The sequence below is a fragment of the [Mycobacterium] manitobense genome, from assembly GCF_025821665.1.
GTDB lineage: Bacteria > Actinomycetota > Actinomycetes > Mycobacteriales > Mycobacteriaceae > Mycobacterium > Mycobacterium arseniciresistens.
In genome coordinates this window covers 1-22,265 of sequence record NZ_JACKSJ010000036.1, presented here as the reverse complement: position 1 = coordinate 22,265, position 22,265 = coordinate 1, and the positions used below count along the sequence as shown (strand labels likewise).

Here is a 22,265-nt window from a genome sequence, read left to right as displayed (position 1 = left end):
GGCTCGCGAGCACGCGGCGACGGTGGGCGCCGCCGTCGCGGAGTCCGGCCGCCTCGTCGCGCAGCGGTTGACCGCGGTGGTCGGAGTGGCCTCGCGCAACCGCGACGCGCTGGCCGCCCAGCGTCAGATCCGGGCTGCGGGGCTGGCGCAGGCGCGCGAGGAGGTCACCAGGCTGAGCGCGAGGATCAGCTCGCTCACCGACGCCCTGCACCGCGACGAAGTCGCCAAAGCTCAAGCGGCACTGCGCATCGAGCAGCTGGAGTCACAGGTGCTCGAGCAGTTCGGGATGTCGCCCGCGGACCTCGTCGCCGAGTACGGACCGCAGGTGCCGCTGCCGCCGACGGAGCTGGAGATGGCGGAGTTCGAACAGGCCCGGGAACGCGGGGAACAGGTGACCGCGCCCGCCCCGATGCCCTACGACCGGCCCACCCAGGAGCGGCGCGCCAAACGGGCCGAACGCGAACTCGCCGAACTCGGCCGGGTGAACCCGCTGGCGCTCGAGGAGTTCGCCGCGCTGGAGGAGCGCTACAACTTCCTGTCCACCCAGCTCGAGGACGTCAAGGCGGCCCGCAAGGACCTGCTGGACGTCATCGCCGACGTCGACGACCGCATCCTGCGGGTGTTCGCCGAGGCCTACTACGACGTGGAGCGGGAGTTCACGCAGGTCTTCGCGTCGCTGTTCCCCGGCGGCGAGGGCAGGCTGCTGCTGACCAATCCGGAGGACATGCTGACCACCGGTATCGAGGTGGAGGCGCGCCCGCCGGGCAAGAAGGTCAAGCGGCTGTCGCTGCTGTCCGGCGGGGAGAAGTCGCTGACCGCGGTGGCGATGCTGGTGGCGATCTTCCGGGCGCGTCCGTCGCCGTTCTACATCATGGACGAGGTCGAGGCCGCGCTCGACGACGTCAACCTGCGCCGCCTGCTCGGCCTCTTCGAGCAGCTCCGGGAGGGCTCGCAGCTGATCGTCATCACCCACCAGAAGCCGACCATGGAGATCGCCGACGCGCTCTACGGCGTCACCATGCAGGGTGACGGCATCACCCAGGTGATCAGCCAGCGCATGCGCGGCCAGGAAGTGACGGCCGGCGCCTCGACCTGAGAGCGGTCGCCGCTAGACCTCTTCGACGCCCCGGCGGCGCAGCGAGGTCAGGGTTGCCGCGCCGCAGCCGTGCAGGCAGATCCGCAGCTCGTCGATGAAGCGGCGCAGCCAGTCCGTCGCGGCGTCTGCGGAGTCGATGGCCGGTTTCAGCAGCGGGCGCGCGACGGCCACCACGTCGGCGCCCATCGCCAGCGCCTTGGCCGCGTCCATCCCGGTGCGGATGCCTCCGGAGGCGACGACCGGCACGTCGGGCAGCGTGCGGCGCACCTCGAGCAGCGCCCGGGCGGTCGGGATGCCCCAGTCGCCGAGGGCGGGGTGGCGGATCTCGCCGTAGCGCACCAGCTGCTCGACGCGCGCCCACGAGGTGCCGCCGGCGCCTGCCACGTCCACCGCGGCGAGCCGGCAGTCCACCAGCTCGGCCGCCGCGGCCGCGCCGATGCCGTGGCCCACCTCCTTGAGCAGCACCGGGTAGCCCAGGCTGCCGGTGACCTCGCGCAGCCGGGCGAGTGAACCGGAGAAGTCGGTGTCGCCCTCGTGTTGCATCGCCTCCTGCAACGGGTTGGTGTGCACGGCCAGTGCGTCGGCGCCCACCCGGTCCAGCACCCGGTGCAGGGCGGGGACCACGTCCGCGGTCAGCTGCGCCAGGCCGACGTTGCCGATCAGCAGTGCGTCCGGGGCGACATCGCGCACCGCGAAGCTGTCGGCGGCCGCGTCGTTGTCGAACATGATCCGCTGCGAGCCCAGCATCATCCCGACGCCGAGGCGGTGCGCGGCGGTGGCGAGATTGCGGTTGATGGTGCCCGACAGTTCGGCGCCGCCCGTCATCGCCCCGATCAGCACCGGGGCGGCCAGCGTCTTGCCGAGGAATTCGCAGGACAGGTCGATCCGGCCGAGGCTGGTCTGGGTCAGCGCGTTGTAGGGCAGCCGGTAGCGCTCGAACCCAGTGGTGACGCCGTGATACTCGACGTCGCCGTCCAGGCAGACGTCGATGTGGCGGCGCTTGCGGGTCTCCATGCCCCCGGGGTCGGAATTCAACGGCCGGCCACCCTGACACAATGACGGGGTGACCCAAGGTGTGCCACTCGGAGTGTGGATCGCAATCGCGGTCATCGCCGTTCTGCTCGTCACTGCGCTCGTCGTCGGCCTCGTCCGATACCGGCGGAGACGGATCAGCCTGGCCGCACCCGACACTGCCACACCGTTGGACCGGTCCGGCGGATACACCGCCTCATCGGGCATCACGTTCACACAATCGTCAGCGCCGCCCGCACCGCCCGCCCCGCCGAAGGCGCCGCCCGGGCGGATCGACACCAGCGGACTGCCCGCCGTCGGCGACGACGCGACGGTGCCGCGCGACGCCCCGAAGCGCCCGATCGCCGATGTGCGGCTGCCGGAGCCCGAAACCGTCACCGAGCCCGAGCCCGTCGTCGAGCCCGCCGAGGCGCCCGCGACCGAGCCGGAACCGGCCGCTGAACCCGAACCGGTGCTCGACGTCATCGCACCCGCCGACGGCAGGCTCGACCGGTTGCGGGGACGGCTGGCGAAGTCGCAGAACGCACTCGGCCGCAGCATGCTCGGCCTGCTGGGCGGCGGGGACCTCGACGAGGACTCCTGGGAGGCCGTCGAGGACACGCTGCTGATCGCGGACCTCGGCCCGGTCGTCACCGAGTCGGTGGTCGCCGCGCTGCGCACCCGGATGGCCGCCGCCAACGTCCGCTCCGAGGCCGACGCCCGCGCGGTGCTGCGCGACGTGCTGATCGCCGAACTGCAGCCCGGCCTCGACCGGTCGATCCGGGCGCTGCCGCATGCGGACAAGCCGTCGGTGCTGCTCGTCGTCGGCGTCAACGGCACCGGCAAGACCACCACGGTCGGCAAGCTGGCCCGCGTGCTGGTGGCCGACGGGCGCCGGGTGGTGCTCGGCGCCGCCGACACGTTCCGGGCCGCCGCGGCCGACCAGCTGCAGACCTGGGCGTCGCGAGTGGGCGCCGACGTGGTGCGCGGGCCCGAGAACGCCGATCCGGCGTCGGTGGCGTTCGACGCCGTCGACAAGGGCATCGCTACCGGCGCCGACGTCGTGGTGATCGACACCGCGGGCCGGCTGCACACCAAGACCGGGCTGATGGACGAGCTCGGCAAGGTCAAGCGGGTGGTCGAGAAGCGGGCCTCCGTCGACGAGGTGCTTCTCGTCCTCGACGCCACCATCGGGCAGAACAGCCTGCCGCAGGCCCGGGTGTTCGCCGAGGTGGTCAACATCACCGGGGTGGTGCTGACCAAACTCGACGGCACCGCCAAGGGCGGGATCGTGTTCCGCGTGCAGCAGGAACTCGGCGTGCCGGTCAAGCTCGTCGGCCTCGGCGAGGGTCCCGACGACCTGGCGCCGTTCGAGCCAGGGGCCTTCGTCGACGCGCTGCTCGGCTGACGCGGGAAGCACGAAAGTCCACGAAGTAACACCGCCGAAACGTCGACCGCCCATCCGTTCACACGAGCGAAACACCCCTGCGTCTTCGCGGAAACAACCACTGCGCATTGTCTTGGACCAGGTCAACGGTTGTGAATCCTTGCGGCCGTGGCATGTCGAAGGAGGAAACTGCGAGTGGACCAATTCCCGACGATGGGTATACCGGACACCGGCGATACGGCGTGGATGTTGATAAGCGCTGCCATGGTGCTCCTGATGACCCCCGGTCTGGCGTTCTTCTACGGCGGCATGGTCCGCGCCAAGAGCGTCCTCAACATGATCATGATGAGCGTCAGTGCGATGGGCGTCGTGACCGTGCTCTGGGTGCTGTACGGGTACTCGCTTGCTTTCGGCAACGACGTGGGCAATCTGTTCGGCGACCCGACGCAGTTCTTCGGACTCAAGGGCCTCATCGGCGGCAATGCCGCGGAGGCTGTGGTCGAGGACCCGGGTGCGGGCATCGAGGCCGCCGAGGTGGTCAACATCCCGCTGGTGTTCACCTTCCCGGCGACGGTGTTCGTGGCCTTCCAGCTGATGTTCGCGATCATCACCGTCGCGCTGATCTCCGGCGCGGTGGCCGATCGCATCAAGTTCAGCGGCTGGCTGGTGTTCGTCGCGCTGTGGGTGACGGTGGTGTACTTCCCCGTCGCGCACTGGGTGTTCTCCTTCGACGGCGGCACCGCCGAGACCGGCGGCTGGATCGCCAACAAGCTGGCCGCCATCGACTTCGCCGGTGGCACAGCCGTTCACATCAACGCCGGTATCGCCGGTCTGGTGCTGGCGGTCATCCTCGGCAAGCGCAGGGGATGGCCGGGCACGCCGATGCGGCCGCACAACCTGCCGTTCGTGATGCTGGGCGCCGGGCTGCTGTGGTTCGGCTGGTACGGCTTCAACGCCGGTTCTGCGACCGCTGCAGGCGGCCTCGCCGGCTCCACCTTCGTCACCACCACGGTGGCCACCGCGATGGCCATGCTGGCCTGGCTGCTCACCGAGCGGATCCGCGACGGCAAGGCCACCTCGCTGGGTGCGGCGTCGGGCATCGTCGCCGGCCTGGTGGCGATCACACCGTCCTGCTCGTCGGTCAACGTGCTCGGCGCGCTGGTCATCGGAGCGGTCGCAGGCGTGCTGTGCGCCCTGGCGGTGGGCCTGAAATACAAACTGGGCTACGACGACTCGCTCGACGTGGTGGGTGTCCACCTGGTCGGTGGTCTGGTCGGCACGCTGCTGATCGGGCTGGTCGCCGCCCCGGAGACCGGTGCCGGTGTCGCAGGCCTGTTCTACGGCGGAGGCGTCGACCAGTTGTGGCGCCAGGCGGTCGGTGCAGGGGCGGTTCTGGTCTACAGCGGAATCGCTACCGCTATCTTGGCTCTGATAGTCAAGTTCACCGTGGGCCTGCGGCTCAGCGAGGAAGATGAATCGACTGGACCGGACGAGGCCGAGCATGCCGAGACCGGCTACGACTTCGCGACAGTCGGAGCGGGCTCGACTCTGGGTCGCCACCCCGGCGTGGAGGGATAGGGAAACATGAAGCTGATTACTGCGATCGTCAAGCCGTTCACGCTGGAAGACGTCAAGACCGGCCTGGAGCAGACGGGCATCCTCGGGATGACCGTCAGCGAGGTGCAGGGGTACGGCCGTCAGAAGGGTCACACCGAGGTCTACCGCGGTGCCGAGTACTCCGTCGACTTCGTGCCGAAGGTACGTGTCGAGGTCGTGGTCGACGACTCCGCGGTCGACAAGGTCGTCGACGTCATCGTGCAGGCGGCGCGTACCGGCAAGATCGGTGACGGCAAGGTGTGGGTGAGTCCCGTGGACACCGTGGTGCGGGTGCGCACCGGTGAGCGGGGCGCCGACGCCCTCTAGAGACCGATCGAGTCGTCGTCTCCCGGCCGAGCACCGTGAGCGTTGAACTAGCTGGGCCGGGAGGACACTCGAAATGACCGATCAGACATCAGATTCCGCCGCCGGAGCCCCTCGTTGGGTGGCTCCGGCGGCGGGCTCGTCCCGACCGGCGACGGACCTCGTCAGCGCGTCGGCGCAGCTGATCGCCGGTGGCACACGCCCGTTGGACACCGTCGCACTGCGCGACGCGCTGCTCGACCTGCACGAGTTCTGGCTCAGCACCAAGGCCACCGAGATCGGGATCACCGCCACCAGCGGTTTCGCCATCGTGGCGACGGGCGGGCTGGGACGTGGTGAACTGCTGCCGTACTCCGACCTCGACCTGATGCTGCTGCACGACAACATGCCCGCCGACGTGGTCGGCCAGGTCGCCGAGCTGTTGTGGTACCCGTTGTGGGACGCCAACATCCGGATCGACCACAGCGTGCGCACGGTGCCCGAGGCGCTGAAGGTGGCCGGCGAGGACATCTCCGCGGGCCTGGCCATGCTCGACGCCCGGCACATCGCCGGCGATGCCGACCTGTCGTCGCTGCTCATCGGCGGTGCTCGCAGGCAGTGGCGCACCGGCATCGCGCCCCGGTTCGGCGAACTCGTCGAGCACACCAGGGCACGGTGGCAGCGCAGCGGACAGATCGCGCACCGCGCCGAGCCCGACCTCAAGTCCGGCCGCGGCGGCCTGCGAGACGTCCAGCTCCTCAACGCGCTGGCGATCGCGCAGCTGGCCGACGTCTACCCGAGCCGGTCGCTGGCCTCGCCCACCGGCTCGCTGGGTGAGGCGCACATGGCGCTGCTCAACGTGCGCACCGAACTGCACCGGGTCTCCGGGCGCGGCCGCGAGACGCTGCTGGCCCAGCACGCCGACGAGATCGGCGCTGCCCTGCGGATCGGCGACCGGTTCGACCTGGCCCGCATGCTTTCCGACGCGGCGCGCACTGTCAGCTACTACGTCGACGCCGGCGTGCGCACCGCCGCCAATGCACTGCCGAAGCGGGGTTTCGCGGCGCTGCGCCGGCCCGTGCGACGGCCGCTCGACGAGGGCGTCATCGAGTACGCCGGCGAGGTGATCCTGGCCCGCGACGCGCGCCCGGAACGCGACCCCGGACTGATCCTGCGGGTCGCCGCGGCGTCGGCCACCACCGGGCTGCCGATGGCGGTGTCGACCTTGAGCCGGCTCGCGCTGAACGCGCCGGAGCTGCGCACGCCGTGGCCCGGCCAGGCGCTCAAGGACCTGCTGGTGATGCTGGCGGCCGGCCCGAGCGCGGTCGCGACCATCGAGGCGCTCGACCGGACGGGGCTGTGGGGGCGGCTGTTCCCCGAATGGGGCGCGGTGCGCGACCTCCCGCCGCGCGACGTCGTGCACATCTGGACGGTCGACCGTCACCTCGTGGAGACGGTGTCGCGCGCGAGCGCCTTCACCACCCGGGTGTCTCGCCCGGACCTGCTGCTGCTCGGTGCGCTGTGCCATGACATCGGCAAGGGCCGCGGCGGTGACCACAGCGTGATCGGCGCCGAACTGGCCAATCAGATCGGCACGCGACTCGGGTTGTGGCCCAGCGACATCGACGTGCTGTCCACGATGGTGCGCTACCACCTGCTGCTGCCCGACACCGCGACCCGCCGCGACCTGCAGGACCCGAAGACCATCGACGTCGTGGTGGACAAGCTGGGCGGCGACCTGGTGGTCCTCGAACTGCTGCACGTGCTGGCGGAGGCGGACTCGCTGGCCACCGGTCCCGGCGTGTGGGGTGACTGGAAGGCGTCGCTGATCGGCGACCTGGTCCGGCGGTGCCGGCTGGTGATGGCCGGCGAGCCACTGCCCAAGCCGGATCCCGTTGACCCGCACCACCTTCAGCTGGCCAGCGAGGTCGGCGTGCATGTCGAGATGACGGCGGGGGACAGCCCGCACATCTACCACGTCACCATGATCGCGCCGGACCGCCGCGGCCTGCTGTCCAAGGCGGCCGGCGTGCTGGCACTGAACTCGCTGCGGGTGCACTCGGCGTCGGTCAACAGTCATGCGGGCTCGGCCATCAACACCTTCGTGGTGTCACCGCACTTCGGGACGCCGCCGGCGGCCGAACTCCTGCGCCAGCAGTTCATTCTGGCCCTCGACGGCGATCTGGACGTGCTGGCGTCGCTGGACAAGCGGGACCGCGAGGCGGCGCAGCACGGCACCGCGCGGGCGGGTGAGGTGGTGGCCGCGGTGCCGGGCAACCAGGTGCCCGCCCCGCCGCGGGTGCTGTGGTCCGACGGAGCCACCGCGGGCGAGCTGATCGTGCAGATCCGCAGCACCGACCGCGCCGGCTTGCTGGCGCGGCTGACCGCGGTGTTCGAGCGCGACGGCGTGGACATCGCGTGGGCGAAGGTCACCACGCTGGGCTCGTCGGTGGTCGACGCGTTCTGCATCGTCGTGCCCGCCATGGCCGTCGACGAGGGGGCAGGGGCGCAGCGGGTGCGCGAGGAACTCGAACACGACCTCTACGGAGTGCTGCCCACGCCGCCGCCGGCCAAGAAGGTGTCCGAGGCCAGTTAGGCCGACGGCCATGCGCAACCCGCGGCCGGCTACCCGGAGGCACAGATGACGGTGTGGATCAGCAGGCGGCCGGACCGCGACGTGGCCTCCGAACTGGCCGCGGGCCGCGGGCCGCTGGCGGGGATCCGGCTGGCGGTCATGGACGACGTGGATGTGGCGGGCCTGCCCACCACGGCGGCATGCCCCGAGTTCGCGTACCTACCCGACCGGGACGCGGCCCCGGTGGCAGCACTGCGCGCCGCGGGCGCGGTCGTGGTGGGCAAGACGAACATGGACCAGTTCGCCACCGGCGGTGCGGGTTCCGGCGCGGCAGTGGCCGTCGCCGCGGATGAGGCCGACATCGCGATCGTCAGCGGTGCGGCGGAATCCGGCCGGATGCCGGCCGCGCTGCAGGGCATCGTGGCGATCACGCCGACCAGTGGCGTCATCAGCACCGAGGGCGTGGTGCCGGCCCACGAGCCCCGCGTTTCACTCCTCGCGTCCGGAATCGCGCTCGCCGACCGTGCGATGGCGGTGCTGGCCGCCGAACCCGGTGATCGCCGCTGGCCTGCGGACACCCGGCTGGCCGCGCCACCGAACCCGGTGGTCGCCGTCCCGCGCGATCTGCCTGCGCTGGATCCGACGTGGCGCGAGGCGTTCGCGCGTGCCGTCGGAACGCTGTCGGATGCGGGCGGCGCGATCGTCGAAATCGACGTCGGCCCGTTCCTCGCCGCGGGTGCGCTGGCCGCCCCCGTCACCGGTTCCCGCGACAGAACCGCACGCGAGGTGAACCGCGACCGCGCCGAGGTCTTCAGGCTCCGACGGGTGGCACTGTCGGCGCTCGAGGGCGGGGACGTCCTGCTGGTGCCGACGGCGCCGACGCACCCCCGGATCGACGAGGCGGCCGCCAACCCGGTGGGCGTCGACGCCGCGATGCGGACCTTCACCCAATTCTGCGACGTGTTCGACATGTGTGGTGTTGCGGTCCCGGCAGGCACCGCGGGCGACGCGCAGTTCGGGGTGACCGTGCTGGCCCGGGCGTTCGAGGATGCCGTCGCCCTCGACGTCGCGGCGATGCTGACCGGCGGCTCGGCGCCCGTCGACGTGTGGCCCCTGGCTGCCCTGCACTGCGTGGAGCTGGTGGTGTTCGGCGCCCATCTGCGCGGCGGCCCGCTGGCGCATCAACTCACCGACCGAGGCGCGCGCTTCGCCGGGGAGATCGCCACCGCGCCGCGCTACCGGATGACCGCCCTGGACACCGCGCCCCCGAAGCCCGCCGTCACCCGGGTGCGCGACGGCACACCTGGCTCGGCGCTGACCGGACACCGATGGCTGCTGTCGACCGGCGCGCTCGGGGCGTTCCTCGCGGCCCTTCCCGCGCCGATGCAGCTGGGCAAGGTCGAGATGGCCGACGGCACCTGGCGCACGGGGTTCGGCTGCGACGGCGAGGCCGCCGCGGCGGGCACCGACCTCAGCGGCTACGGCAGTTGGACCGCGGCGCTGGCCCAGGGGGCGGTCGGCTGAGCGCAACCGCTCTGCTGAGACCCTCACGACCCGGTTAGGCTGGACGTCGTGTTTGAATCCCTGTCCGACCGGTTGACCGGCGCCCTGCAGGGCCTGCGCGGCAAAGGGCGGCTCACCGACGCCGACATCGACGCCACCACCCGGGAGATCCGGCTGGCCCTGCTGGAGGCGGACGTCTCGCTGCCCGTGGTGCGGGCCTTCGTGGCGCGCATCAAGGAGCGGGCCAAGGGCGCGGAGGTCTCGGCCGCCCTGAACCCGGCCCAGCAGGTCGTCAAGATCGTCAACGAGGAGCTGATCGGCATCCTCGGCGGCGAGACCCGCCAGCTGAGATTCGCCAAGACCCCGCCGACCGTGATCATGCTCGCCGGCCTGCAGGGCTCCGGTAAGACCACACTCGCCGGCAAGCTCGCGAAATGGCTACGCGGACAGGGGCATACGCCACTGCTGGTGGCCTGCGACCTGCAGCGGCCGGGCGCGGTCAACCAGCTGCAGATCGTCGGCGAACGCGCCGGTGTGCAGGTGTTCGCACCGCACCCCGGCACCGCCCCCGGCGCGCCCGAGGTCAAGGGCACGGCCGACCCGGTGGCCGTCGCGGCAGCCGGCCTGGCCGAGGCGAGGGCCAAGCACTACGACGTGGTCGTCGTCGACACCGCCGGCCGGCTGGGCATCGACGACGAGCTGATGGGGCAGGCGGCGGCGATCCGCAGTGCGGTCGACCCGGACGAGGTGCTGTTCGTCCTGGACGCCATGATCGGCCAGGACGCGGTCGCCACCGCCGAGGCGTTCCGCGAGGGCGTCGGATTCACCGGCGTGGTGCTCACCAAGCTCGACGGCGACGCCCGCGGTGGCGCCGCGCTGTCGGTGCGCGAGGTGACCGGCGTGCCGATCCTCTTCGCGTCCAGCGGCGAGAAGCTCGAGGACTTCGACGTCTTCCACCCCGACCGGATGGCCAGCCGCATCCTCGGCATGGGCGACGTGCTCAGCCTGATCGAGGCCGCCGAGCAGCACTTCGACGCCGAGCAGGCCGAGGCGGCCGCCGCCAAGATCGGCAGCGGTGAGCTCACGCTGGAGGACTTCCTCGAGCAGATGCTGGCGATCCGGAAGATGGGGCCGATCGGCAACCTGCTGGGCATGCTGCCGGGCGCGGGACAGATGAAGGACGCGCTGGCCGCGGTCGACGACAGCCAACTGGACCGCGTGCAGGCGATCATTCGCGGCATGACACCCGCCGAACGGGCCGATCCGAAGATCATCAACGGCTCCCGCCGGCTGCGCATCGCCAACGGGTCCGGGGTGTCCGTCGGCGAGGTCAACCAGCTCGTCGACCGGTTCTTCGACGCCCGCAAGATGATGTCGCAGATGGCCGGCCAGATGGGCATGCCGTTCGCGCGCAAGGCCAACAACCGCAAGGGCGGCAAGAACACCAAGAAGAAGGGCAAGAAGGGCGGCCGCGGGCCCACCCAGCCCAAGGTGCGCAACCCGCTGGGCGCCGGGATGCCCGGCATGCCCGCCGGATTCCCCGACCTGTCGAACATGCCGAAGGGATTGGACGAGCTGCCGCCCGGCCTCGCCGACATCGACCTGTCCAAGCTGAAGTTCCCGAAGAATTGACCGCGGAATCCACGCGCCTGCACGTCAGGGGCCGCGGACTCCCGGACGGGCAGCCGGTCGAGTGGTGGATCGTCGACGGTGTGCTGAGCGCCGACCCCGTCCCGGGCGCGGAGACGGTGTTCGGCGCCGACGGCGCGCAGGGCTGGATCCTGCCCGGGCTGGTCGACGCGCACTGCCATGTGGGGCTGGGTCCCGGCGGCGCCGTCGACGCCGACGAGACGATCGCCCAGGCCGAGACCGAGCGTGACACCGGCGCACTGCTGCTGCGCGACTGCGGTTCACCGGTGGACACCCGCAGCCTCGACGACCGCGCTGACCTGCCCCGCATCATCCGTGCGGGACGGCACCTGGCGAAGCCGAAGCGCTACATCCCCGGCCTGCCGATCGACATCGAGGACGAGTCGCAGCTGCCCGACGCGGTGGCGGCGCAGGCCCGCTTCGGCGACGGCTGGGTAAAACTGGTCGGCGACTGGATCGACCGGTCCGTCGGCGACCTGGCGCCGCTGTGGTCCGACGAGGTGCTGGTCGCGGCCATCGGCGCGGCGCACGCCGAGGGCGCCCGCGTCACCGCGCACGTGTTCGGTGAGGACGCCCTGCCGGGGCTGATCAAGGCCGGCATCGACTGCATAGAGCACGGCACCGGGGTCACCGACGACATCATCGAGTTGATGGTGGAGCACAACACCGCGCTGGTGCCGACGCTGATCAACATCGAGAACTTCCCCGGCATCGCCGACGCCGCGGGCAAGTACCCGACCTACGCCGCGCACATGCGGGATCTGCACGCCAAGTGCGACCAGCGGGTGGGCGCGGCCCGTGAGGCGGGCGTGCGGATCTACGCGGGCACCGACGCCGGAGGGATGATCGCCCACGGGCGCATCGCCGACGAGGTGGACGCGCTCAAGCGGATCGGCATGAGCCCCACCGACGCGCTCGGCGCGGCGAGCTGGGCGGCTCGTGAATGGCTGGGCAGGCCCGGTCTGGTCGCGGGTGAGTCGGCCGACCTGGTCTGCTACTCCACCGATCCGCGCTCCGGCGCCGCGGTGCTGAACAGCCCCGACCTCGTCATCCTGCGCGGCCGCGCCTTCTGACTTTCGCGTTGACTCTGCATCCACGGCGCACTCCACTCGCACTTTCGCGCCCTGAGCGCAGAGCCAACGCAGGTGGGGACTACGCCGCCTGCGCGAAGCCCCAGTCGAACAGGCCGATCGCCTGCCCGTAGAGATCCCCGCTGCCGTACATCTGCACCACCACCAGGCGACGGTTGCCCCGCTGTGCGGCGCCGACGTAGGTCTTGCGGGCGAGATTCGTGAAGCCGGTCTTGCCGCCGAGGTCGCCGGGGTAGCGGCTGAGCAGTTCGTTCTGGTTGGTGATCGTCTTGCCGGGGAACTGCGCCGACGGCTGCCGCATGATGTGGGCGATCAGCGGATAGCGCAGCGCCGCCCGGGTGATCAACGCGAGATCGTGCGCGGTGGTGATCGATTCCCATCCCGGACCGTCGAGTCCCGACGGCGACGACGCCCTGGTGCTGCGCGCACCGACACTCGCGGCCTTGCGGTTCATCGCCGCCACCGCGACCCGCTGGCCGCCGAGCATGTCCGCCAGCATGTTCGCCGCATCGTTGCCCGACACCATCAACAGCGCCTCGAGCAACTGGCGGGTGGTGTACGGCTGACCGGGTTTCAGTCCGACACAAGAACATTCGACCTGGGTGTGCGACTGGTTGGCGCGGGCGAAGTTGTCCGGCCGCAGATGGTCGAGCACCACCGTGGCCAGCAGGATCTTGATGGTGCTGGCCGGCGCATGCGGCTCATGAGGGTTGCGGCCGGCCAGTACCCGCCCGGAGTCCAGATCGGCGAGCAGCCACGACTGTGCCGGGCCTTCGGGCAGCGACACCGCGCCCGCGGGCGCCACCCCGACGGGATCCGCAGCAGCGACGGGGACGGGCACCACCGCCAGTATCGGGACGGCGAGCGCCGCTACCAGCGTGCGCGCCCAGGAACGCTCGCGCGACGTGGCCACGGCCGCCGAGCGTAGTGTTGCCGCCGCATCGAATCCGTCTCGAAGCCATTGCAGCTCGGTGTCGACAGGTGTGAGGACACCGGCCGGTGGTTACAGCGCGCCGACTCCGGCGTCGCGGTTGAGCGCGAAACCCCAATCCAGCAGGGCCGCGGCCTGATCCCAGTACGTCGGCCCGCCCTCTTTGACGAGTCCGTACATCATCGCGACCACCAGCCTGCGGCCGTCGCGCTGCGCGGCGCCCACGAAGGTCTTGCGCGCGATGTCGGTGAAGCCGGTCTTGCCGCCGATCGCACCGGGGTAGCGGTGCAGCAGTTCGTCCTGGTTGACCAGCACGGCGTCGCCGGCCTTGGTGAAGAACACCGTCGACGGCATCGCCGTGATCTGTGCGAACACCGGGTAGGCCATCGCCGCCCGGAAAATGACCGCGAGGTCGTGCGGCGTCGACCAGAACGGCATGCCGGGGCCGTCCAGTCCGGACGGGGTGACCGCGTTGGTGCCGTGCGCACCGAGCGACGCCGCCTTGGCGTTCATCTTCGCGACTGCGGCGTCGGCGCCACCGAGCATCCGGGCCAGCGTGTTGGCCGCGTCGTTCCCGGAGACCAGCAGCAGCGCCTCCAGCAGCTGACGGGCGGTGTAGACGTGACCGGGCTGCACGCCGGCGCAGTTGCACTCGACCCTGGTGTCGGCCTCGTCGGCGACGATCGTCGAGTCCAGTGGCACTTCGTCGAGCACCACCTGCGCCAGCAGCACCTTGATGGTGCTGGCGGGGGCGTAGCGGGTGTTCTGCTCGCGGCCGGCGAGCACGCGGCCGGTGTCCATGTCGGCCACCACCCAGGCCTGGGCGGGTCCGTCGGGGATGGGCAGCGAACCCGTCGGCTGGCTGACGCCCACCGCGGGCACGGCCGAGGCCGTCACCGTGGTCGTCGTCGCGCCCGATGCGAACAGACACAGCGCGGCCGTCACGGCCGCCAACAGCCTCCCCATGGGCGGTGAGCCTAACCCGACGGTTGCGGGTGATTCCACATCCGGTCGCAGACGGGCGCCGGGACGGGCAGCGCGGACTCCGGCAGCGGCGGCACCGCCGACAGCAGCGGGTTCCTGTCCCTGCGCGCACCCGCCTCCCGGCCCTGACCCCAGCCGACCATCCGCCGGTACCCGCCGAGCAGGCCGGACCGGGCGACCGCGTCTTCGTCGGCGTGCGGGCTGTCCGCCCCGACGGGCGTCGCCGCGGGGGACACGTAGAGGGCGTCGGTGGGGCAGTACGCCTCGCACATGAAGCAGGTCTGGCAGTCGCCCTGACGGGCGATCGTCGGCACCCCGTCCGGCCCGCGGTCGAAGACGTCGGTGGGGCAGACCTTGATGCAGATGTCGCAGGCGATGCACGCCTGCGCGCTGACGATCTCGATCACGCGCAGGCCCCCGCCGCCACCGGGTCGGCCGCGTATCGCGGCGCGACCGGATCGATGGCCGTCCACACCTCGTCGAGACCGCCGACGAGGATGCGGTGCGAAAACGCCGGCGAGGTGTCGGGGAGGTCTTCGCGGCGGTGCAGGCCGCGGGTCTCCTGCCGCACCAGTGACGCCGCGGTGATCCAGCGGGCGGTCGCCACCAGCGCGACGGCCTGCCGCGCCTTGTAACCCTCTCGGTCGGGCAGCGGCGCCAGGCCGCCGGACACGTCGCGCCACAGCGTCTCCAGCGCCGCCGCCGACTCGCGGAGCCGGTCCGCGGACTTCAGGTAGCTGCGCAGCGGCGGCAGGATGTGCGACTGCACCGCGCGCACCACCTCATCGGCGGTGGGTGCACCGCTGCCGCCGCGGACGGACCCGGGCGTCGCTGCGGCCGGCGCGGCCCTGCGGCGCCTGCTGAACTCGGCGGCGCCGCGCCCCGCGAACGTCCCGGAGGCGATCGCCCATGACCCGTTGCGGCTGCCGCCACCGCTGACCGCGCCGGTGACCAGTTCGCGCGTCGCGGCGTCACCGGCGGCGAACACGCCGGGAACCGTTGTCGCACAATCGGGCCCGGTGATGCGCAGGCCGCCGGTGCCGCGCACGCTGCCCTCGTAGACCATCCGCACCGGATAGGCCGTCGTGAACGGGTCGATGCCCGCCTTGTCTAGGGGCAGGAAGTAGTTGGGCTGCGCGTCGCGCATTGTCTGCCGGACGTGGGCAGGGGCCCGGTCGAGCCGGGCGAACACCCGCCTGCCCTGCGCCAGCGCCCATTGGGCATCCTGCCGTCCGGTCAGGCCCGGCCGCGTGGCCAGCGGTTGCCCGTCCTCGTCATAGAAGCTGCCCCACTGCAGCATCCGGCCCTTGGTGTGCCCACCCCACTCCGGCGCCAGCGCATAGGCGCTGCTGAACTCCATGCCGGACAGGTGTGCGCCGTGCTCGGCGGCCATCAGCAGACCGTCGCCGGTGTCGACGTTGGTGCCGAACGTCCCGGACAGGAAGGCGGTGCCGCCGGTGGCGATGACCACCGCGCCCGCACGGATCCGCCACGGCCGTCCGCCGTCCTGCCGCGCGATGCCCGCGGCGCCGTCGACGACGCCGTCGCGGTCGGTGGTGAGCTCTTGTGCCGGGTGGTGGTCGAGGATCCGCACGCCGCTGCGGTGGGTCCGGCGCCGCATCCGGCGCATGTACTCGGGTCCCTGCAGGCTGCTGCGCAACGGTTCACCGTCGGGCCCCACCGGGAACGGATAGCCCCACTGCGCGAGGTGTTCGATGCGTTCCCATGAGGTGGCGAGCACCCGCGACATCCAGTCCTGATCGGTGATGCCGCCGGCCACGGCCTGATGGCGGCGGACCGCGTCGTCGCGTGGGGACCCCGGCGGCACCAGCCACAGATTGTTGCCCCCGGCCGCGGTGGCCCCACTCGTTCCGCAGTAGCCCTTGTCCACCAGCGTGACGCGGCTGCCGCTCTCGGCCGCCGAGATCGCCGCCCAGGTGGCGGCGGGGCCGCCGCCGAGCACGAGGACGTCGGTGTCGTGGACGTCAGGGGACGGCGTTGTGCCGGTCATCGCCCACCTCCTCGCGCACTCCCAGTTCGGCGAGCAGGTCGCTGCGCAGCTCGGCGAAGCCGGCGTCGCCCCGGGTACGCGGAAAGGGCAGTCCGACAGGGCGATTCAGCGACACCCGCCCACCGGAGAGCACCACCACCCGGTCGGCGAGCAGGATCGCCTCGTCGACGTCGTGGGTGACGTGCAGCACCGCCATCCGCCTGCGCGCCCACAGTTCGTGCAGCAGCTTGTACATCTTGATCCGGGTGAGCGCGTCGAGCGCCCCGAACGGCTCGTCGAGCAGCATCAGGTCGGGTTCCCGGACGAGCGCGCGCGCCAGCGCGACCCGCTGGGCCTCGCCGCCGGACAGCGACAGCGGCCACGCAGCGGCCTTGTCGGTCAGGCCCACCTCGGCCAGTGCCGAGCGACCGCGGTCGGTCCGGCTCGGCGCGTCCGGTCCGCGGTCGGTCAGCGCGAAGGTGACGTTCTTCAGCGCCCGGCGCCAGGGCAGCAGCCGCGGGTTCTGGAACACCACGGCCCGCGACTTCGGCGCCACCACCGATCCGGTGACCTGGTGGTCGAGACCGGCCAGGATCCGCAGCAGGGTGCTCTTGCCGGAGCCGGAACGGCCCAGCATCGCGACGAATTCGCCCTCGGCGATGTCGAGGTCGAGGTCGTCGAGCACCCGCTGTGTGCCGAATGCGCGGCGCAGCCCCCGGACGGTCACCACCGGAGCGCTCATGCGGTGCCCTCGAAACCGGTGAACCCGTTGCGCCAGGACAACAGGAGCCGTTCCAGCACCCGCACCAGAGAGTAGGACGCCAGGCCCGCCACCGCGTAGATCACGATCACCAGCAGCGAGACGTCGAACTGCAGATTGGTCTGCGCGCGCGACATCAGGAAGCCGATGCCCTCGGTGGTGTTGATCATCTCGGCGAAGATCAGGCTCAGCCATGCGCTGGACAGCCCGAGGCGAAGGCCGACAAGGAAATTCGGCATCGCGCCGGGCAGGATGACCTGGGTGATCAGCGTGGACCTGCGCGCCTCGAGGGTCTGGGCCATCTCGACCAGCTGCTGGTCCACACCGCGGATTCCCGCGTAGGTGTTGATGTAGATGGCGATCGCGACGCCGAGGGTGATGAGCACGATCTTGGGGCCCTCACCGATACCCATCCAGATGATCAACAGCGGGGTGAGCGCGAAATTGGGTACGGCCTTGAGGATCTGCATCGTCCAGTCGAGCAGGTCCTCACCGGTGCGGGTGAGGCCCGCCAGCACCGCCAGCAGCACACCGAACAGGATGCCCAGCACAGTGCCGGTGAGCACCCGGGTCGCCGACACCCCGACGTGCAGGGCGAGCTGGCCGTCGGACAGCAGTCGCCACGCGGTGCTGGCGACGTGTGCCGGATTGGGGAACAGGTCCGGGTTGAGCAGACCGGTGGTCGACCCGATGGTCCACGCCGCCAGGATCAGCACCGGGCTCACCATGCGGCGCACCGGGCGCGGGATCCTGGCCCACACGCCGCGCCGCCGGCGGTGCCCGGCGACGACGTCGATCAACTCGGGTGCCGGGGCGCCGGGGCGTGCAGGCGCGACCGTGGCCGTCACTGCTTCGCCCCGGCCCATTCACGCACCGAGTACTCGTTCTCCAGTGACCCGTCGGCGTTGAGGAACTCGTAGGCCGCCTCGAGCTGGTCCACGCCCTCGGCGGGGAACGGTTCGGTGTTGAACTCGTCTTTCTTCGTCGCCTGCTTGACGAAGTCCAGCCGTGTTCCGTCGGTCTGGGCGACCCAGGCGAGGTAGGCGTCGAAGTTCTCGGTGATGTCGACATTGACCGCGGTGACGGCCTTGCGCCAGGCGTCGGCGAACTCGGGGTGCGCCTCGGTGAAGGTGTTGAGCGCGATGTTGGTGCCGGTGCTGCCGAAGCCGTGCCGCGACAGACTGTCGATGACGGGGAAGCCCTTGTTCTCCAGTTCGATCGCGCTGGCCCCGGTCACGACGGTGGCGTCGATCTGGCCTGAGCTCAACCCGGCGATGGATTCGGGTGTCGGCACGTCGCGGACCTGGATTTTTCCGGTGAGGCCGGCGGCGGCGATCAGCTGCTTGGCCGCCCGATCGCGGATGGTGCCCTGCGGTGCGGTGACCGACTTGCCGACCAAGCCCGCGATGTCGGTGGGTCCGCCCTTGGCGCCCACCAACCACGCGTCACCGTTGATCGAATCTAGGCTCAGCAGCACGACTTTCGGGTCTCTGCTGCGGGCGCGCAGGGCGGGGTTGTCCCCGATGGCGGCGACGTCGACGGCGCCGGCGAACAGCGCCGAGGCGACATCGCTGCCGGACTGGAAGAACGAGTACTCGATCTTGTCGACGCCGGCGGCCGTGAGCTGCTCGGAGAGGATGCCCTCCTTGTCGCCCCACCCCAGCGACCCGGCGGGGGTCCCGGTGGGAGAGGTCGCGCCGATGCGCAGTGTGTAGCCGGTGCCGTCGTCGTCATTGGCGCAGGCGACGACCGTCGCGAGGAGAAGTGCTGATGCCGCGGCGAGGCGTGAAAGACGGTTGAACACAGGAGAACTCCGAAGGTGAGGTGACGCGCGGGAACGCGGCGTCGGCGGGGCCCGTTGAGGGCTTGCTGTAGTACACGTCGATCGCGGGGTTCGGTCGATCCTTTGAATCACCTTGACCGCAAGATCACCGGCCGCTGCGGTCGTGTTGAATGACGCCATGTTGTCGCAGGCGGAGATCTCGGACCGGCTCGAGATCCAGCAGTTGCTGATCACCTACTCCGAGGCGATCGACCGGCGACGGTTCGACGAGCTCGACGAGGTGTTCGTGCCCGACGCCTACATCGACTACCGGGCCACCGGTGGCATCGACGGCCGCTACCCGGAGATCAAGACCTGGCTGGCCGACGTGCTGCCGAAGTTCTTCAGCGGCTACGCCCACATGCTGGGGCTGCCGGCCATCAAGCTGGGCGGCGGCCTCGGAGAAGACAGAGCGACCGCCCGCACGTTCTGCTTCAACCCGATGGTGTTCGCCGGCGAACGGCCGACCACCATGCTGATCGGCCTCTGGTACGAGGACGAGTTCGTCCGCGCCGACGCCGGCTGGCGGATGAGCAGGCGCGTCGAGGTGAAGTGCTTCGACAAGCAGTGACGCCGCGATTTCCGCTTGACCTGTCCGTTCTGGCACAATAGGCGGCTGTCTACCGGGCGACCCGCCCTGTGCGATCAGCCTCCGGCTTCTCGCGGGGGGTGCTTGTCCGGTGGTCACACACGCAAGGCAAAACCGGACCGGGCATCCCGCCCGCGTCGCTTGAATTGCAAGCGTGGCAGACACAGGAGAATCGCCACACATGGCTGTCAAGATCAAACTTGCTCGTTTCGGCAAGATCCGCAACCCCCAGTACCGCATCGCCGTCGCCGACGCGCGCAACCGCCGCGACGGCCGGTCCATCGAGGTCATCGGCCGGTACCACCCGAAGGAAGAGCCGAGCCTCATCGAGATCGACTCCGAGCGCGCGCAGTACTGGCTGGGCGTCGGCGCCCAGCCCACCGAACCCGTGCTGGCACTGCTGAAGATCACCGGCGACTGGCAGAAGTTCAAGGGTCTGCCCGGCGCGGAGGGCACCCTGAAGGTCAAGGAGCCCAAGCCCAGCAAGCTCGACCTGTTCAACGCTGCGCTGGCCGAGGCCGACGGCGGCTCCGGCGCCGAGGCCACCCAGCCGAAGAAGAAGAAGGCGCCCGCGAAGAAGGCCGCCTCCGACATCGAGGCGACCGCCGATCCGTCCGGTTCGGCCGACAAGTCCGAGCCCGCCGCCGAAGGCGCTGACGCCACCGTCGCCGGCGCCACCGGCGCTGACGCCGCAGAGAGCTGAGCGCGGCCGTGACTGTCGTCGTCGACGCCGTCGAGCATCTGGTGCGCGGAATCGTGGACAACCCCGATGACGTGCAGGTCGACCTGGTGACCAACCGGCGTGGCCGCACCGTCGAGGTGCACGTCCATCCCGACGATCTCGGCAAGGTGATCGGGCGCGGCGGGCGTACCGCGACGGCGCTGCGCACCCTGGTCGCCGGGATCGGTGGCCGGGGCATCCGCGTCGACGTGGTGGACACCGACCAGTAGTCCCCTGCCCCTGGGCAGGGCCGAAACGACTCGGGGAACACGATGGACCTGGTAGTCGGTCGTGTCGCCAAGGCGCACGGCGTGACGGGCGAATTCGTCGTCGACGTCCGCACCGACGATCCGGAAGGCCGATTCGTCGCCGGCGCCCGGCTGCGTGGCCGCGCAAGGGCCGGCCCCGAACGCGAGTTCGTGGTCGAGTCGGTGCGCCCCCACGGCGGGCGGCTGCTGGTCCGGGTGCAGGGCGTGGCGGACCGTACCGCCGCCGACGCGCTGCGCGGCACGGTGTTCCTCGTCGATTCCGCGGACCTGCCACCGATCGAGGAGCCCGACGAGTACTACGACCACCAGCTCGAGGGTCTGACCGTGCGCACCGTCGGGGGGCTCGAGGTGGGCACGGTCACCGAGGTGCTGCACACCGCGGGCGGCGAACTGCTCGCGGTGCGCCGGTCGGGCGGCGCGGAGGTACTGGTCCCGTTCGTGGCCGCCATCGTCACCTCGGTGTCGCTGGCCGACGGCTCCGTCGAGATCGACCCGCCCGAGGGCCTGCTGGAAATGAACTGACGGCATGCGGATAGACGTCATCACGATCTTCCCGCGATTCCTCGATCCGCTGCGGGAGTCGTTGCCCGGCAGGGCGATCGAGGCCGGCCACATCCAGTTCGGCGTACACGACCTGCGGCGCTGGACCCATGACGTGCACCGGTCGGTGGACGACTCGCCCTACGGCGGCGGCCCCGGCATGGTGATGAAGGCGCCGGTGTGGGGCGATGCGCTCGACGAGATCTGCACGCCCGACACGCTTCTGGTCGTCCCGACGCCGGCGGGCCGGCTCTTCGATCAGGCCACGGCGCGGCGGTGGACGGCCGAACGGCACCTGGTGTTCGCCTGCGGCCGGTACGAGGGCATCGACCAGCGGGTGGCCGACGACGCCGCGAGGCGCATGCGGGTCGAGGAGGTGTCGATCGGCGATTACGTGCTCACCGGCGGCGAGTCCGCGGCGGTCGTGATGGTCGAGGCGGTGGTGCGGTTGCTGCCCAACGTGCTCGGCAACCCGGCGTCGCACCAGGACGACTCGCACTCCGACGGGCTGCTGGAGGGCCCCAGCTACACGCGGCCGCCGACCTGGCGCGACCTGACGGTGCCCGAGGTGCTGCTGTCGGGCGATCACGCGAGGATCGCCGCGTGGCGGCGGGAGCAGGCGGTGCAGCGCACCGGGGACCGCAGGCCCGATCTGCTCGGCGGCGACTCCTAGGAAATCCTGCCGCCCGGGAACATCGTCCGGACGAACTGGGTGATCGTCTCGCGGGCCTCCGCGGCGCCGGCGGGCTGGTCCGAGCCCACCACCATCACGTACCGCCGGTCCTGACCGACGATGCCCGTGGACAGGTGCATCCAGTCCGACCCGACGCAGCACATCCAGCCCTGCTTGTAGCCGACCCGCTCGCCCGGCAACCCGTCGGGGATACCGAAGCGCTGGGGATAGGTCCCGCCCGGCTGGGTTCCGTCGAGTCCGGTGGGCGCCGCCGAGAACAGGTCGCCGACGATCATGTCGGCCTTGTCGGGAGGCAGCCCCCCTGCGCCGGAGAGCAGCATGTCGTAGAAGCGCACCAGGTCGGCGGCCGTGCTGATGGTGTTGTACCAGAGGCCGTTGCTCGGTGGGCGGGTGCCGCGCAGGCCGTAGCGGGCGGCCACCTTCGTGACGATCGAGCTCCCGCCGTAGCGGTTCCAGAACACCTCGGCGGCGCTGTCGTCGGAGGAGCGCAGCATGGCGTCGAACAGCGTGCGGTCCTCCGGTGAGAGCGGTGCGTCGCTGCGCAGCATCTCGTCGGCGATGAAGAGCTTGACCACCGATGCGATGGCGATGCCGCGGGTGTTGCCGTTGGACACCGTCAGGCCGGTGTTGCGGTCGAGCACCAGGGCGGTGATGTCGGCCCCGGCGCCGGCGGCCTCCGCGGTGGCCTGCTGCGCCCGGTCGGCCAGCCCGTCGAAGCTGGCGGCAGGCTGGTCGGGCGGCGCGATCGGCAGC

General features: G+C 71.0%; 22 protein-coding genes. 13 read left to right on the top strand and 9 right to left on the bottom strand.

Features of this window, described 5'->3' with window-relative positions; translation table 11 throughout:
* On the top strand, nucleotides 1-1,096 hold a 1,096-nt coding region (locus H7I41_RS04695), incomplete at its 5' end, for an AAA family ATPase (protein ID WP_264011403.1).
* A gap of 12 nt (nucleotides 1,097-1,108) precedes the next feature.
* On the opposite strand, the gene fni is transcribed toward H7I41_RS04695, so the two are convergent.
* Nucleotides 1,109-2,110 (bottom strand): type 2 isopentenyl-diphosphate Delta-isomerase, encoded by a 1,002-nt coding sequence (gene fni, locus H7I41_RS04690; protein ID WP_264011406.1) that lies wholly within the window; start codon nucleotides 2,108-2,110, stop codon nucleotides 1,109-1,111.
* Between the two features lie 61 nt (nucleotides 2,111-2,171).
* On the opposite strand from fni, the gene ftsY reads away from it, so the two are divergent.
* The 7 genes from ftsY to H7I41_RS04655 all read left to right on the top strand — a co-directional run bounded on the left by ftsY (nucleotide 2,172) and on the right by H7I41_RS04655 (nucleotide 12,194).
* Nucleotides 2,172-3,515: a signal recognition particle-docking protein FtsY gene (gene ftsY / locus H7I41_RS04685; RefSeq protein ID WP_264011405.1), complete on the top strand. Its 1,344-nt coding sequence runs from the start codon at nucleotides 2,172-2,174 to the stop codon at nucleotides 3,513-3,515.
* 192 nt (nucleotides 3,516-3,707) lie between these two features.
* The gene (locus tag H7I41_RS04680) at nucleotides 3,708-5,072 is read left to right on the top strand and encodes an ammonium transporter (protein WP_276008289.1); all 1,365 of its coding nucleotides are present in this window, start codon (nucleotides 3,708-3,710) and stop codon (nucleotides 5,070-5,072) included.
* A gap of 6 nt (nucleotides 5,073-5,078) precedes the next feature.
* Nucleotides 5,079-5,417, top strand: coding sequence for a P-II family nitrogen regulator (locus H7I41_RS04675; RefSeq protein ID WP_003881099.1), 339 nt, complete (start codon nucleotides 5,079-5,081; stop codon nucleotides 5,415-5,417).
* Between the two features lie 73 nt (nucleotides 5,418-5,490).
* Complete coding sequence (locus H7I41_RS04670; RefSeq protein WP_264011401.1) at nucleotides 5,491-7,989, top strand: [protein-PII] uridylyltransferase; 2,499 nt, start codon at nucleotides 5,491-5,493, stop codon at nucleotides 7,987-7,989.
* A 45-nt stretch (nucleotides 7,990-8,034) separates the two neighbouring features.
* Complete coding sequence (locus H7I41_RS04665; protein WP_264011400.1) at nucleotides 8,035-9,492, top strand: allophanate hydrolase-related protein; 1,458 nt, start codon at nucleotides 8,035-8,037, stop codon at nucleotides 9,490-9,492.
* Nucleotides 9,493-9,540: 48 nt separating this feature from the next.
* Complete coding sequence (gene ffh / locus H7I41_RS04660) at nucleotides 9,541-11,103, top strand: signal recognition particle protein (RefSeq protein ID WP_264011399.1); 1,563 nt, start codon at nucleotides 9,541-9,543, stop codon at nucleotides 11,101-11,103.
* Complete coding sequence (locus H7I41_RS04655; protein WP_264011398.1) at nucleotides 11,100-12,194, top strand: amidohydrolase family protein; 1,095 nt, start codon at nucleotides 11,100-11,102, stop codon at nucleotides 12,192-12,194. Before ffh ends, H7I41_RS04655 begins: the two co-directional genes overlap by 4 nt.
* Before the next feature lie 79 nt (nucleotides 12,195-12,273).
* Here the strand turns inward: H7I41_RS04655 and H7I41_RS04650 are convergent, their stop codons facing one another.
* From H7I41_RS04650 to H7I41_RS04620, 7 genes are all read right to left on the bottom strand, one after another.
* On the bottom strand, nucleotides 12,274-13,089 hold the full coding sequence (locus H7I41_RS04650; protein ID WP_276008287.1) for a D-alanyl-D-alanine carboxypeptidase family protein: 816 nt from the start codon (nucleotides 13,087-13,089) through the stop codon (nucleotides 12,274-12,276).
* 126 nt (nucleotides 13,090-13,215) lie between these two features.
* Nucleotides 13,216-14,109 carry a D-alanyl-D-alanine carboxypeptidase family protein gene (locus H7I41_RS04645; RefSeq protein ID WP_264011397.1) on the bottom strand — a complete coding sequence of 298 codons (894 nt, stop codon included), beginning with the start codon at nucleotides 14,107-14,109 and terminating at the stop codon, nucleotides 13,216-13,218.
* Between the two features lie 11 nt (nucleotides 14,110-14,120).
* Nucleotides 14,121-14,534, bottom strand: a complete 414-nt coding sequence (locus H7I41_RS04640; protein ID WP_264011396.1) for a 4Fe-4S dicluster domain-containing protein — start codon at nucleotides 14,532-14,534, stop codon at nucleotides 14,121-14,123.
* Nucleotides 14,531-16,138, bottom strand: coding sequence for an FAD-binding protein (locus H7I41_RS04635; RefSeq protein ID WP_264011395.1), 1,608 nt, complete (start codon nucleotides 16,136-16,138; stop codon nucleotides 14,531-14,533). The genes H7I41_RS04640 and H7I41_RS04635 overlap by 4 nt, the downstream gene beginning before the upstream one ends.
* Nucleotides 16,113-16,859, bottom strand: coding sequence for an ABC transporter ATP-binding protein (locus H7I41_RS04630; RefSeq protein WP_264011394.1), 747 nt, complete (start codon nucleotides 16,857-16,859; stop codon nucleotides 16,113-16,115). Before H7I41_RS04630 ends, H7I41_RS04635 begins: the two co-directional genes overlap by 26 nt.
* The gene (locus H7I41_RS04625; RefSeq protein WP_276008284.1) at nucleotides 16,856-17,743 is read right to left on the bottom strand and encodes an ABC transporter permease; all 888 of its coding nucleotides are present in this window, start codon (nucleotides 17,741-17,743) and stop codon (nucleotides 16,856-16,858) included. The genes H7I41_RS04630 and H7I41_RS04625 overlap by 4 nt, the downstream gene beginning before the upstream one ends.
* On the bottom strand, nucleotides 17,722-18,681 hold the full coding sequence (locus tag H7I41_RS04620; protein ID WP_264011392.1) for an ABC transporter substrate-binding protein: 960 nt from the start codon (nucleotides 18,679-18,681) through the stop codon (nucleotides 17,722-17,724). The genes H7I41_RS04625 and H7I41_RS04620 overlap by 22 nt, the downstream gene beginning before the upstream one ends.
* A gap of 157 nt (nucleotides 18,682-18,838) precedes the next feature.
* On the opposite strand from H7I41_RS04620, the gene H7I41_RS04615 reads away from it, so the two are divergent.
* The 5 genes from H7I41_RS04615 to trmD all read left to right on the top strand — a co-directional run bounded on the left by H7I41_RS04615 (nucleotide 18,839) and on the right by trmD (nucleotide 21,491).
* Entirely contained in the window at nucleotides 18,839-19,270 is a 432-nt protein-coding gene (locus H7I41_RS04615) for a nuclear transport factor 2 family protein (RefSeq protein WP_264011391.1), read from the top strand.
* A 199-nt stretch (nucleotides 19,271-19,469) separates the two neighbouring features.
* Complete coding sequence (gene rpsP, locus H7I41_RS04610; RefSeq protein WP_264011390.1) at nucleotides 19,470-19,991, top strand: 30S ribosomal protein S16; 522 nt, start codon at nucleotides 19,470-19,472, stop codon at nucleotides 19,989-19,991.
* Between the two features lie 8 nt (nucleotides 19,992-19,999).
* Complete coding sequence (locus H7I41_RS04605) at nucleotides 20,000-20,239, top strand: RNA-binding protein (RefSeq protein ID WP_264011389.1); 240 nt, start codon at nucleotides 20,000-20,002, stop codon at nucleotides 20,237-20,239.
* Between the two features lie 42 nt (nucleotides 20,240-20,281).
* The gene (gene rimM, locus H7I41_RS04600; protein ID WP_264011388.1) at nucleotides 20,282-20,800 is read left to right on the top strand and encodes a ribosome maturation factor RimM; all 519 of its coding nucleotides are present in this window, start codon (nucleotides 20,282-20,284) and stop codon (nucleotides 20,798-20,800) included.
* 4 nt (nucleotides 20,801-20,804) lie between these two features.
* Nucleotides 20,805-21,491, top strand: coding sequence for a tRNA (guanosine(37)-N1)-methyltransferase TrmD (trmD, locus tag H7I41_RS04595; RefSeq protein ID WP_264011387.1), 687 nt, complete (start codon nucleotides 20,805-20,807; stop codon nucleotides 21,489-21,491).
* Here the strand turns inward: trmD and H7I41_RS04590 are convergent.
* Nucleotides 21,488-22,265, bottom strand: a 778-nt coding sequence (locus H7I41_RS04590) for a serine hydrolase (protein ID WP_264011386.1), incomplete at its 5' end; no start/stop codon positions are given. The two genes, trmD and H7I41_RS04590, sit on opposite strands and share 4 nt — an antisense overlap.

Coding starts and splice junctions, on each gene's coding strand:
- H7I41_RS04665 (WP_264011400.1), top strand. CDS start 8,035: ATGACGGTGTGGATCAGCAGGCGGCCGGACCGCGACGTGGCCTCCGAA.
- H7I41_RS04675 (WP_003881099.1), top strand. CDS start 5,079: ATGAAGCTGATTACTGCGATCGTCAAGCCGTTCACGCTGGAAGACGTC.
- rimM (WP_264011388.1), top strand. CDS start 20,282: ATGGACCTGGTAGTCGGTCGTGTCGCCAAGGCGCACGGCGTGACGGGC.
- H7I41_RS04625 (WP_276008284.1), bottom strand. CDS start 17,743: ATGGGCCGGGGCGAAGCAGTGACGGCCACGGTCGCGCCTGCACGCCCC.
- H7I41_RS04635 (WP_264011395.1), bottom strand. CDS start 16,138: ATGACCGGCACAACGCCGTCCCCTGACGTCCACGACACCGACGTCCTC.
- H7I41_RS04680 (WP_276008289.1), top strand. CDS start 3,708: ATGGGTATACCGGACACCGGCGATACGGCGTGGATGTTGATAAGCGCT.
- rpsP (WP_264011390.1), top strand. CDS start 19,470: ATGGCTGTCAAGATCAAACTTGCTCGTTTCGGCAAGATCCGCAACCCC.
- H7I41_RS04615 (WP_264011391.1), top strand. CDS start 18,839: ATGTTGTCGCAGGCGGAGATCTCGGACCGGCTCGAGATCCAGCAGTTG.
- H7I41_RS04630 (WP_264011394.1), bottom strand. CDS start 16,859: ATGAGCGCTCCGGTGGTGACCGTCCGGGGGCTGCGCCGCGCATTCGGC.
- fni (WP_264011406.1), bottom strand. CDS start 2,110: ATGGAGACCCGCAAGCGCCGCCACATCGACGTCTGCCTGGACGGCGAC.
- trmD (WP_264011387.1), top strand. CDS start 20,805: ATGCGGATAGACGTCATCACGATCTTCCCGCGATTCCTCGATCCGCTG.
- H7I41_RS04645 (WP_264011397.1), bottom strand. CDS start 14,109: ATGGGGAGGCTGTTGGCGGCCGTGACGGCCGCGCTGTGTCTGTTCGCA.
- H7I41_RS04670 (WP_264011401.1), top strand. CDS start 5,491: ATGACCGATCAGACATCAGATTCCGCCGCCGGAGCCCCTCGTTGGGTG.